Origin of the sequence: Scandinavium lactucae (assembly GCF_033843265.1) — a bacterium.
Taxonomy (GTDB): domain Bacteria; phylum Pseudomonadota; class Gammaproteobacteria; order Enterobacterales; family Enterobacteriaceae; genus Scandinavium; species Scandinavium lactucae.
In genome coordinates this window covers 25,141-36,930 of record NZ_JAWXRD010000029.1, presented here as the reverse complement: position 1 = coordinate 36,930, position 11,790 = coordinate 25,141, and the positions used below count along the sequence as shown (strand labels likewise).

The following is an 11,790-nucleotide window of genomic DNA, read 5'->3' as shown; positions in this document are numbered from 1 at the left end:
GCCTGCTAGCCCACCAGTGCCGCTGCCTGCTGAAAAATATTGACGGTGAAGTCCACCAACTGGGTAAGCATCCATTTACCGCCAATAATTAATACCCCCAGCGTGACCAGAAGGCGCGGCAGGAAGCTCAGTGTTTGTTCGTTAATTTGGGTTGTGGCCTGGAAAATACTGACGCACAGGCCGACGATAAGGCTTGGAACGATAGCCACGGCTGAGATAATCAGCACCAGTTTGATGCCGGTTGCCATAATATCGCCGGCAATATCCATCGTGACCATCGTTATACTCCCTGGACGCTTGACGTGAGCGTGCCAACAATCAGCGTCCAGCCGTCACACAACACAAACAGCATCAGCTTGAAGGGCAGAGAGACAATCAGCGGTGACAGCATCATCATCCCCATCGCCATCAAAATACTGGCGACGATCAGGTCGATAACCAGGAACGGAATGTAAATCATGAAGCCAATCTGAAAGGCGGTTTTCAGCTCGCTCAACAGATAGGCAGGCGTAACGACGGTCAAATCCTGCTGCTGAGGATCGCCCGTGACGCCAGCGATCGTCATCATCTGCGACATCGCCTTACTACTCGTTTGCGTCAGCATAAAGTTTTTCAGTGGCACTTCTGCTTTGCCGAATGCCTGTTTCATGGTGATTTCGTCACGCTGAAACGGCACGATCGCATCCTGGTAAATCGTGGTCCATACCGGACGCATAACCAGTAACGTCAACGCCAGTGCAATTCCGGTCAGAATTTTATTTGGCGGGCTTTGTTGTAGCCCCAGCGCCTGGCGCAGAATGGCCAGCACGATAATGAACCGCGTAAAGCAGGTCATCATCATCAGCATCACCGGTAGCAGACCCAGCAGGGTCATCAGGATCAGAATTTCAATCTTGACGTTATAATCCTGACCGCCGTCGGTGGCCGCAGAGCTAAAAAGCGTTATATCGCCATTGGCGGCCAGCAACTGGGGTGAAAAGAGCACACCGCCCAGCACAAAAACGGGCAGTAAAGTGCGAAGTCGCGGTGTCATCGTGTTAACTCGCCCAGCTCTTTGCTGTTGAACTCCAGGATCCGCAGGCCGTACTTATCGTTCAATACCACCGCTTCGGCTTTACCAAACAGAATGCCATTCACCTTGATATCCAGCGGCTCACCCGCCATTTTATCCAGCTCAATCACTGAGTCATGACTGACGGTCATCAGATCGGCCAGTGTCACGTCGACAGAGGCAACTTCCAGCGTCAGGGTCACTGGAATACGGCTGAACAGCGCCATTTTGCGCAGCTCGTCAATGCCAGATGGGGATTCGGGTTCAGCCTGGAGGTCAAGGCGAATGTTGCCCTCAACGGTCTCTTCTCGCGGCATCTCTGCGAGATTCAGGTCACCAAAATCCAGGGATTGGCTCAGGTCTTGTTGCAGATCACTCATAATGCTTCTCAATGGTTCTGTCGTTAAATTCACAGAGTAATAACTTGCCGCGATCTTCTGCGATTTTGGCGTCAAAAATCTGTTCTTTTCCGATGTATACCGGAACGTTGTCATTAATGTTTACCGGGATGATGTCACCCAGTTTAATTTTCGCCAGCTGAGCCACGGTTAAATTCAGGCTGGCAACGTGTCCGCTGAATTTAAGTGGCATGCCATAAAACAGACGCTCAATTTGCGCCTGGGTGGGCGGTGCCTGACGACTGGAGGCGTGTTCAGATTCCGGGGAGCGCAGTGTCGCCAGCATGTGATCGACATGGGCGTTATCAAATAACAGCGTAAAACTTCCCTGCTCGTATCCTTCCAGCGTGAAGGTCATACACCATGACCATTGGTTAATCACGGTGGTGTTGTCGCTTTTAATCTCCAGGTCCTGGCCGAATGTTTCTTTATCAATTAATAGCCGCGTCAGATCCAGACCAATTTTATTTTTTAAACGGTCTTCTGTTTTTGTTACCGGCTGATGGATATCCAGAGATTTATTTCGGCTCTCTTTTTCCAGCCCGTAATAGTCGTGAAGAATTTGTAATAATAATGTGCGTTCAATATTAAATGCAATTGAACCCAAAGGCGTCGAAAACAGTTGGGTGTTTTTATAGTTCTGATCGATAGCAAAGGTTATCGATTTCAACTCAACGTTGACGCGAAGTTTTTTCAGAAAATAAATGCTTAAACGCGCGTCAAAGATATCGAAACTATCGTTCATCATCTTTGGCAGTTTATGCCAGGGACGTCCAAGCTTGCTCACATCGAGCTTTACCATATCGGGGAGATCCTGACGTTGGTAGATTCTGATTCGCTGAGAAGCTGCTTGCATAGGTCTTCCGCATAAAAATTGCCAAAAGCAAAAAGGTAACGCTGTAAGGATTTTGCTTAGTGGCAGAAAAAATATTTAAGTTCTGTGAAATCGTGTCGCTTTAACGGGTAAGTCAGACGATTTACATGTTCCAGCGCCCATGCTCGACGGGCTTTATTAGGGATATGAATTAGACGCTGTTTAAATGTCATAATCAAGATGCGTGGGATTATTAATTGGTTATTTTGAGCGATTGATGTTCATTAATAACTTTTGTAACTCTATGAAATTTAAAGATTAACATTTTAATACCCATTAAAAGCAAGACAATTCCTAAGCTGGCGTTATAATGCGCACCAATCATGAGTTTCGGTATTGAAAAATATCCGATTAATTCTCGTCACCCATATCGAATACTTGCCTTTTTATAATGCGCCGTCACTGGCGCATTAGGCCCGTATACGCTCCAGGTTAACAATTAGCTTAAATGTTGGTGAGTTGTTATGAGTATTGTTATTGAACATGAAGTCCGTAATGAAAATGGATTCGTTGCCAGTGCGCCTGAAAGCGTAAATGTATTTTCATTAGCACGCCGTGTTGCTAAATATAATGTGTCGGTACTCATTACAGGCGAAACGGGTACAGGGAAAGAATGTGTTGCGCGCTACATCCATGAAAATGCCTTAGGTGCCGATGCCCCGTATGTGGGAATAAATTGCGCAGCGATTCCTGAAAGTATGCTGGAAGCGATGCTCTTCGGCTACGAAAAGGGCGCATTTACCGGTGCGGTAACCGGTGTGGCCGGGAAATTCGAACAGGCAAATGGCGGTACACTGCTGCTGGATGAAATTGGTGATATGCCGCTGGCACTTCAGGCAAAATTACTGCGCGTATTACAGGAGCAGGAAGTAGAACGTCTGGGGAGCCATAAAAAAATACCGCTGGATATTCGTCTGATTGCCTCAACCAATAAAGATCTGCAGCAAGAAATTGCGGAAGGGCGTTTTCGCCAGGATTTGTTTTACCGTATTTCAGTTGTGCCGATTCACATTACGCCACTGCGTGAACGCCGTCTGGACATTATTCCAATGGCGATGCGGTTTATCGCTAAATATAAAGCCTTCCACAAAGGCAATATCCGTCTCAGCGATGAAGCCCGTCAGGCGCTTCTGGCTTACGACTGGCCGGGAAACGTGCGCGAACTGGAGAATGTCATACAGCGCGGGATGATCCTGAGCAACGGCGAAGAGATTACTGCCAACGATTTCGGGTTGCCTGTTCCCGCATCCATACCCGCGGTTTCAACCGTTGAACTGATGCCTCCCTATCGCGAGCAGCAGCCGACGCCTTCGGCTATCGGTAACGTCAAACTTCATGGCCGTATGGCGGAGTACCAGTACATCATTGAATTACTGAAACGCCATAACGGTAATAAGTCCAAAACGGCGGCGTACCTGGGCATAACCCCTCGGGCGTTACGTTACCGACTCGCGTCAATGCGCGAGGAAGGTATTGATATCGAATGCTACTCGTAACGCGCAGAAGAGAATAACGATATGGATAAAATTACCGCTATTGGTCTGTCCGCCAGCCAACAGGCGATGCTGGACAGGTTGCATAACACCGCGGCGGTTGCCGCCTCAGGCGCAACGGGCGAGACCGCACGCATTGCGCCAGGCGTCTCTTTGCCGGGCATCAACGCGACTCGGGACCTCTCGTTTTCACAGGTCCTGAATAGCGCCATCGACAATGTTGATGCCCTGCAACATTCCGCCGGGGCGAAACAAAAAGCCATTGAGCTGGGCCAGAGCGACGACCTGACCGGGGCAATGATTGAGTCGCAAAAGGCCAGCGTGGCCTTCTCTGCCATGATGCAGGTGCGTAATAAGCTCACCACTGCGCTCGACGAAGTGATGAATACTCCGCTGTAAGGTTTACCTCGTGCTGACTAAGTTAAAAGATAAAGTTTCTGCATTATCCCTTCCAACTGGACGCCTGAAACCGCAATGGCTGATTGCGGCGGGGGGCGGGCTGCTGGTTGCGGCGATTGTCTATTCCCTCTGGCGTAGTAACCAAGGGTATGTCGCGCTGTATGGCAGCGCGGAAAAGCTGCCAGTGGCTCAGGTGGTCGAGGTGTTGGGGGCGGAGGCGATTGCCTATCGCATCAACCCTGATAACGGCCAAATTCTGGTCCCGGAAAATAAATTACCGCGGGCGCGTATGGCGCTGGCGGCAAAAGGCATTACCGCCGTGATGCCCGACGGCTACGAGCTGATGGATAAAGAGGAGATGCTCGGCAGCAGTCAGTTTGTGCAAAACGTTCGCTATAAGCGCAGCCTTGAGGGCGAACTGGCTCGCAGTATCATGGCGCTTGATCCGGTTGAAAATGCGCGTGTGCATCTGGGCCTGAGCGAGTCCAGCTCGTTTGTCATGACCAACAAACCGCAGAGCAGTGCGTCAGTCATGCTCCAGCTGCGTTATGGCAAACACCTCGACGAACAGCAGGTGGCGGCCATTGTTCAACTGGTTGCGGGCAGCGTACCCGGGATGCCGGCTGCCAGCGTGCGCGTGGTGGATCAGGCCGGGAACCTACTGTCAGAAAACGGCCAGCAGGGTGGCGCGAATCTGGCGAACATTCGCCAGGGACGCGACGTTATTGAGCGGATTAAAAACGAAACAACCCACAATATCGCCAGGCTGTTAACGCCGCTGTTTGGTAATGAGAATTTCCGCATCAGCGTGACGCCAACCGTTGACATGAGCAGCGTGGAAGAGACCCAGGAGCGTTTGGGTAAAGAGCCGCAGGTCAGCGATGAAAACATCTCGCGCGAAAATACCACCAACGAACTGGCAATGGGGATCCCAGGCTCCCTGAGCAACCGCCCGGTCAATCAGCCTGCACCAACGGCAACACCTCCCGTGGAGGCGAATCAGCAGACTGCGCAAACGCAAACGCAAACCAACGATCCGCGCTCACTTTCCAGCCGCAGCCAGGAGCAGCGTAAATACGCCTTTGACCGCGACATCCGTCATATCCGCCACCCTGGCTATAAGCTCGAAAAACTGCGCGTGGCGGTGGCATTAAATCAGTCTGCCCCTTCGCTTGCCAGTATGACGCCAGAACAACTGACTGCGCTGACGCGGCTGGTGGAGGATGCGGCAGGCATTGAAAAAACGCGCGGGGATTCCCTGACGCTGGACCGTCTGGCCTTCGTAGAAAAAACGGTGGATGGCTTCCCGGAACTGAAGTGGTGGCAAGACCCCAACATTCAGTACTGGGGGCAGAATGGCGGTATCGGCCTGCTTGTCCTGCTCACGCTGCTATTCGGGCTGCGGCCATTAGCACAACGTTATGCCCGTCGTGGACCGGATGAGCTAGCGGCGATTGATGGCCCAGCGCAAAACGATGCCATTGAAAACGAAATGGTCACGACAGAATCCGGCCTGACCGGTCTGCCGGGTCCGGCATTCAATCAGGACGCTGAACTGCCGCCGCAAAGTTCTGGCCTTGAAACCAAGGTGGAATACCTGCAAATGCTGGCAGAAAACGAAACCGAACGTATGGCTGAAGTATTGAAACAATGGATCAACAGCAATGAGCGAACTGACAACAAGCAATAGCAGCAACGGTGGTGTAAAAGCAGGGCGCAGCCGACTCGAACAGGCCGCCATACTGTTGCTCAGCGTCGGTGAAGAAGCCGCAGCAAAAGTGATGCAAAAAATGAACCGCGACGAGGTGATTTTGCTGAGCGATACCATGGCGCGTCTGCATGGTGTAAAGGTCGAACAGGCGCGTCATGCGATGAATAACTTCTTTGATGATTACCGCGAACAGAGCGGCATCAATGGTGCGTCGCGGAGCTACCTGCGCAGTATCCTCGAAAAAGCGTTGGGCGGCGAGATTGCCGGCAGCGTGATTAACGGTATTTACGGGGATGAAATTCGCCACCGCATGGCGCGTCTGCAATGGGTAGATATTCCTCAACTGGCTGCGCTTATCGAGCAAGAGCACCTGCAGTTGCAGGCGGTGTTTCTGGCATTCCTGCCACCGGATGTGGCAGCGGGCGTGCTTAGCGCGCTGTCGCAGGAGCGTCAGGACGAGATAGTCTGGCGTATTGCCCGCCTGGATGACGTCAACCGCGATGTCATCGACGAGCTGGATCGTCTGATTGAGCGCGGCGTCGCGGTGCTCTCTGAGCATGGGTCCAAAGTGGTGGGGATCAAACATGCGGCCAACATTGTTAACCGTATTCCGGGCAACCAGCAGCAGTTGCTCGATCAGCTGCGCGAGCGCGATGCCGAAGTGGTGGATGAACTGGAAGAGGAGATGTACGAATTCTTTATCCTCAGCCGCCAGACCCCAGCCACGCTTCAGCGTCTGATGGAGGAAATTGCCATTGAGGAGTGGGCGGTGGCGCTTAAAGGCACCGAACCGGTTCTGCGCCAGGCCATTTTCAACGTCATGCCAAAACGTCAGGTGTCGTTACTGCAATCCACCACTACGCGTCTGGGGCCAGTGCCCGTCAGCCGTGTGGAGCATGTGCGTAAAGAGATCATGGCCACGGTGCGCCAGCTTGCGGAAGAAGGGGAAATTCAGGTGCAACTCTTCGCCGAGCAGACCATGGAGTAACTCATGTACAAAAAACAGAGTTTACCTCTCAGCGCGCTCACCAGCAGCCGACAGGCGGTGATTAAACCACGTCTGCATAAATTCCCGCCGCTGCGTAAACGCCGCCCGGCGCAGGGCCAGTCCGATGATGCGCGCCCTCTGATGGACGACGCAGCGCTACAGGCTCAGCTGCAGCAAGGGTTTCAGGAGGGTCTGAACAGCGGTTTTGCTCAGGGGCTGGAAGAGGGCAAGGAAGAGGGATATCAGGAGGGGCTCCGGCTGGGCTTTGACGAGGGCGTGCGTAAAGGGCGCTCAGAGGGAAAAGTGCAGGCGCGTCAGCAGTTTCTTGACGCGGCCCATCCGCTGGACAACATCATCGCCTCGATGGAGTCCTTCATGGCGAACTATGAACAGCGTCGTCGTGAAGAGTTGCTCCAGCTGGTGGAAAAAGTGACTCGCCAGGTTATTCGCTGCGAACTGACCCTGCATCCGACACAGATCCTGACCCTGGTAGAGGAAGCACTCAGCGCACTGCCTCAACAGCCGGAGCAGGTCAAAGTGCTGTTGAACAGTGACGAGCATCGGCGCATCAGCGAGGCAGAGCCTGACAAAGCGGTGTACTGGGGGCTAACCGCCGATCCCGATCTTCCTCCCGGAGAGTGTCGGGTGGTAACCAACACCACCGAAATGGACGTAGGGTGCCAGCATCGTCTCGATCAGTGTATGGATGCCCTAAAAGCGAACCTGTTGCCGGAATCGCACGATGAGTGACACCCAATTTGAACAGGTCCTGCGCTCACTTGAGAACATCAATCTGGCGCGTGTGGCGGGAAGACTGGTACGCGTCGCCGGGATCCTGCTTGAGTGTGTCGGATGCCAACTGGCCGTGGGCCAACTCTGCCAGGTGGAGGGGGCGGAAGGCGAACTGATTGACGCGCAGGTGGTCGGGTTTGACCGGGATGTGACCTTCCTGATGCCCTTTAAGCAGCCCGCCGGGCTGATGGCGGGGGCGCGCGTTTATCCCGCGGACAAGCAGCAGGGCGTATTGATTGGCGATCAGTGGCTGGGGCGGGTGGTTAACGGCCTGGGTGAGCCTATCGACGATAAAGGCAAACTGACCGGCGATACCGTATTACCCCAGCAGTTACCGCAGGTGCATCCCCTGAAACGCCAGCCGGTTGACGCTCCGCTTGATGTGGGAGTGAGGGCCATCAATGGTCTGCTGACGATCGGCAAAGGTCAGCGAGTGGGGCTAATGGCAGGCAGCGGCGTCGGTAAAAGCGTACTTCTTGGGATGATGACCCGCTACACCCAGGCCGAAGTGGTGGTAGTCGGACTGATTGGCGAGCGTGGACGCGAAGTCAAAGAGTTTATCGAGCATTCGCTGGGCGAGGCCGGACGCCGAAAATCGGTGATTGTGGCGGCCCCTGCGGATGAATCGCCGTTGATGCGGATAAAAGCCACTGAGCTCTGTCATACCATCGCGAGCTACTATCGCGACAAAGGGAAAGATGTTCTGTTGCTGGTCGATTCCCTGACGCGTTACGCCATGGCACAGCGTGAAATTGCCCTCTCGCTGGGTGAACCTCCGGCGACCAAAGGCTACCCGCCGTCGGCGTTTGGCCTGATCCCAAAACTGGTTGAAAGTGCGGGGAACAGCGAAAGCCACGGCTCAATGACGGCGATTTATACGGTGCTGGCGGAAGGAGACGATCAGCAGGACCCGATTGTGGACTGCGCCCGGGCGGTGCTCGACGGCCACATTGTTTTGTCCCGCCATCTGGCAGAGGCCGGTCACTATCCGGCTATCGATATTGGACAATCGATCAGCCGCTGTATGAGCCAGGTAACGGAGAGGGAACATCAGCGTTCTGCCCGCACGCTCAAGCAGCTCTATGCCGAATACCAGAGTATTAAGCCGTTGATTCCTTTGGGTGGCTACGTGGCCGGGGCCGATCCGCTGGCCGACAAAGCGGTCAACCTTTCCCCGGCGATCAGCCGTTTTCTGCAACAGGAAGTTGAGGATGCGGCCCCGCTCGAAAAAACCATTGCTGACCTGAACGTACTCGCACAGGCAGGATAATTCACCATGACAAAACTGATTTCAACCCTGGAGCAACTCCAGACGCTGCGCCACCGTGCGGTACAGGATCTGAGCGCCAGACTGGCCTCTCAGCATCAACTTTGTCAGCGGCTGGAGAAGAACATTCACGCGCTGTCGAATCTGGTGACTCACAGCGTTCAGGACGCCCAGAGCGGCGCGGTGATGCTGAACAACCAGTCGGTATATAAACGCCATATTCAGCGGGTCATCGACTGGCAAAAACAGGAGCAGGCCCTGGCGAGCGTAGAGGCGCAAAAGTTACAGGGCAATTTGCTGGCAGAATCCCGTCGGGAAAAAAGCCTGGAGTTAGTGCTGGCATCCCGGCGGGCGGATCAGCGCCTGGCGCAGGATCGTCGTGACCAGAAAAACACAGACGCACTCTCGGCCCAGTGCTGGCTGAGGCAACATCAGGCAAAACGGCAGCGATAAGATGACTACCCCTAACCTGATGCAGACGCTGCTGAAACGCCAGCAGCAGAAAAAGCCCCACGCAACGCCTTTCGTTAGCGTGGTATGCCCCACCTGGAACCGCCGGGCGTTTCTGCCTTATCTGCTCTATATCTTCCAGTATCAGGATTACCCGGCAGACAAGCGCGAGCTGATTATTCTGGATGACTCAGAGAACAGCAACCAGGAGCTGATCGACATGATGGTCGATTCGGCAGCTTGCAACGTACGCTATGTGCATAGCCCGGAACGTCTCGATCTTGGCAAAAAACGCAACATGCTCAACGAGATGGCGAAAGGGGAATATATCCTCTGCTTTGATGATGATGACTATTATCCGCCGAATAAAATCAGCATGCAGGTTGCGGCGATGCAGAACAACAACGCGCTGTTTTCCGGCAGTGATACCATTTATATCTGGTACAGCCATCTCGATAAAATCTACCGTACCCATGCGTTTGGCGAACGCCATGCGCTTAACGGTACGTTCGGCTACCATCGTAACTTCCTTAAAAATCATCGCTATGAAGACACCGCGACACTCGCGGAAGAGCAGGCGTTCCTGAACAACTTTACGACGCCAATCCAACAGATCGATCCGCGCCAGGCGATTTTATGCATTTCCCATAGCGCCAATACCTACGATAAGGATTTTGTGCTGGGTTCTTCCCAACCCGTCGATCTCACGCTGGAAGATTTCGTCACCGATCGCAACCTGCTGAGCCACTATCGGCGTTTAAGTCAAGCGCCGCTGAGCGCGTCCGTCGAGTGGCAGGCGTTTGGCCGGATCGCCGTGCTTTACGATCCCCGCCAGCCCGAATCGCTTGCGGCGCAGCTGCGGTCGCTGGTTTCGCTGGGTCTGAAGGAAGATCTGCTGGTGCCGTTTGCATACGATCCGATGCATAGCGAACTCGAACGGCACTGCCAGGTGCTTGAGCAGGCACTGCGTGAACAGTGGAGCAGCGTGCTGCTGCTGGATGCCAATGCGAAGTTTGTGCGTAAAGAGATGTCTCTGGAAACGGTCAACCGGCTGCTGACGCGTCTGCCGCATATTGACTGGCAGGTGGTGCTGCTGGGGGCGCGTTACAACAGCATTTCTCCCCTTAAAGCGCTGCCCGGCGTGGCGCGGGTACTGGACGCGGGTTGCGGGTGTGCCTATGCGGTCAACGGTGCTTATATCCCGACGCTGCTTGAACACTACCGACAGGCGAACAGCCTTGATGCCTGCTGGCCTGCACAAATGCAGTCGCACTGCTGGCTGGGTTTGCAGCCGAGTTTCGCCTTTTTACCTGAGATACACGACCCGACGAGTGGGGCAACGATCGACTGTACCCACTGGTTTTTCCGTAAAAATTTTCAGTGACAAACGCCGCCATTGCAGCGGCTGGAGCAGTAGGTATGAAATTGATAGAGCATTACCAACCTGAATACGTTATCCGTTTTCGCCAGCGGGAAACGCCGTGCGTCTGCCCGGCCTGTCAGGCTGAAACTGACCACGGGCCGTATACTCACCTGACGATGGGCAACCAGCGGCGCGACAGCCTCAATGCCGCCTGCGAAAGTGCGGCGCGAGAGATCCTCCTTAACCCGCAGGCGTTTATACTGCATACCGATGAAGCCCTGGCGGATGGCGCACGAAAGAAGAACCTCTGGGATGAGACGTTAAACCAGCAGTGCATTAACATGGCTGTAAACCCGGCGCTGACGCTGGAAAGTAGCCTCTACGCTATTGGCGTCCTGCTCAGCAAAGCACAGCGCTACATTGAGGAAAACCAGCGTAAACCACAGCGACTGGTCGAGATGGGTGAACAGCTTTCTCAGCTGGCGGAGGGGGGGATCCTCAACGAGCAGTTGGCCCAGTTGCCTGCCATTGAGCTTAACCGCGTTGAAGCGCTGGGTGAAATGGGGGCGATGCGCCTGAATTTGAATCTGCCTGCGATGCAAAAGATGATGGTCATGCTGAAGCTGAGTGAGCTTGCAGTGATGGAGCGGGCACGCTTGCAGGATCGTTTAAAAGAACTGGATAAGAAGCGTATTCCGCTGCTGGATGAACAGCCGCACATCGCGCGTAATATCCTGATTTATCGCCTCTACAGTGAATTCTTTCCGCACCCGGATGCCGATAACTATGGCGTGGCATTGAGTTCGTTAACCCGTCAATTTTTCCAGTTGAAAATGTTATGCGCCATGTGGCTGGAAGATAATGCGGCGCTAACGCCAGACGATTTTATCGCCCTGTTTAGCGCCTGGTTTAGCTGGCAACAGCAGCAGCCGCGCCCGACGGGCAGCGCGAATACGGCGGATTACACGCTGCTGTGTGGGTTATCGTTGATTTAATGAAAGGCG

At 53.9% G+C, this 11,790-nt stretch carries 13 protein-coding genes; 9 read left to right on the top strand and 4 right to left on the bottom strand.

What is annotated here, in order from left to right:
• Nucleotides 1-5 precede the first annotated feature (5 nt).
• From fliQ to SIK69_RS10690, 4 genes are read right to left on the bottom strand one after another with little or no spacing between them, the layout of a single operon-like run.
• The gene (gene fliQ / locus SIK69_RS10705; protein WP_319628622.1) at nt 6-278 is read right to left on the bottom strand and encodes a flagellar biosynthesis protein FliQ; all 273 of its coding nucleotides are present in this window, start codon (nt 276-278) and stop codon (nt 6-8) included.
• 2 nt (nt 279-280) lie between these two features.
• Nucleotides 281-1,033 (bottom strand): flagellar type III secretion system pore protein FliP, encoded by a 753-nt coding sequence (gene fliP / locus SIK69_RS10700; protein WP_319628621.1) that lies wholly within the window; start codon nt 1,031-1,033, stop codon nt 281-283.
• Nucleotides 1,030-1,431 carry a FliM/FliN family flagellar motor switch protein gene (locus SIK69_RS10695; RefSeq protein ID WP_319628620.1) on the bottom strand — a complete coding sequence of 134 codons (402 nt, stop codon included), beginning with the start codon at nt 1,429-1,431 and terminating at the stop codon, nt 1,030-1,032. The genes fliP and SIK69_RS10695 overlap by 4 nt, the downstream gene beginning before the upstream one ends.
• Nucleotides 1,424-2,251: a FliM/FliN family flagellar motor switch protein gene (locus tag SIK69_RS10690; RefSeq protein ID WP_319628619.1), complete on the bottom strand. Its 828-nt coding sequence runs from the start codon at nt 2,249-2,251 to the stop codon at nt 1,424-1,426. The genes SIK69_RS10695 and SIK69_RS10690 overlap by 8 nt, the downstream gene beginning before the upstream one ends.
• 536 nt (nt 2,252-2,787) lie before the next feature.
• On the opposite strand from SIK69_RS10690, the gene SIK69_RS10685 reads away from it, so the two are divergent.
• The 9 genes from SIK69_RS10685 to SIK69_RS10645 are packed head-to-tail and all read left to right on the top strand — an operon-like array spanning nt 2,788 to nt 11,781.
• Nucleotides 2,788-3,819 (top strand): sigma-54 interaction domain-containing protein, encoded by a 1,032-nt coding sequence (locus SIK69_RS10685; protein ID WP_319628618.1) that lies wholly within the window; start codon nt 2,788-2,790, stop codon nt 3,817-3,819.
• A 21-nt stretch (nt 3,820-3,840) separates the two neighbouring features.
• The gene (gene fliE, locus SIK69_RS10680) at nt 3,841-4,215 is read left to right on the top strand and encodes a flagellar hook-basal body complex protein FliE (protein WP_319628617.1); all 375 of its coding nucleotides are present in this window, start codon (nt 3,841-3,843) and stop codon (nt 4,213-4,215) included.
• Nucleotides 4,216-4,225: 10 nt separating this feature from the next.
• A complete protein-coding gene (fliF, locus tag SIK69_RS10675; RefSeq protein ID WP_319628616.1) occupies nt 4,226-5,905 on the top strand; it encodes a flagellar basal-body MS-ring/collar protein FliF in 1,680 nt (559 codons plus the stop codon).
• Nucleotides 5,880-6,914 (top strand): flagellar motor switch protein FliG, encoded by a 1,035-nt coding sequence (locus tag SIK69_RS10670; protein ID WP_319628615.1) that lies wholly within the window; start codon nt 5,880-5,882, stop codon nt 6,912-6,914. The genes fliF and SIK69_RS10670 overlap by 26 nt, the downstream gene beginning before the upstream one ends.
• Nucleotides 6,915-6,917: 3 nt before the next feature.
• Nucleotides 6,918-7,664: a flagellar assembly protein FliH gene (gene fliH, locus SIK69_RS10665; RefSeq protein ID WP_319628614.1), complete on the top strand. Its 747-nt coding sequence runs from the start codon at nt 6,918-6,920 to the stop codon at nt 7,662-7,664.
• Complete coding sequence (fliI, locus tag SIK69_RS10660) at nt 7,657-8,976, top strand: flagellar protein export ATPase FliI (RefSeq protein ID WP_319628613.1); 1,320 nt, start codon at nt 7,657-7,659, stop codon at nt 8,974-8,976. The genes fliH and fliI overlap by 8 nt, the downstream gene beginning before the upstream one ends.
• A gap of 6 nt (nt 8,977-8,982) precedes the next feature.
• Nucleotides 8,983-9,426, top strand: coding sequence for a flagellar export protein FliJ (gene fliJ, locus SIK69_RS10655; RefSeq protein ID WP_319628612.1), 444 nt, complete (start codon nt 8,983-8,985; stop codon nt 9,424-9,426).
• Nucleotide 9,427: 1 nt separating this feature from the next.
• Complete coding sequence (locus SIK69_RS10650) at nt 9,428-10,807, top strand: glycosyltransferase family 2 protein (protein WP_319628611.1); 1,380 nt, start codon at nt 9,428-9,430, stop codon at nt 10,805-10,807.
• Nucleotides 10,808-10,842: 35 nt separating this feature from the next.
• Nucleotides 10,843-11,781, top strand: a complete 939-nt coding sequence (locus tag SIK69_RS10645) for a hypothetical protein (protein ID WP_319628610.1) — start codon at nt 10,843-10,845, stop codon at nt 11,779-11,781.
• Nucleotides 11,782-11,790 lie beyond the last annotated feature (9 nt).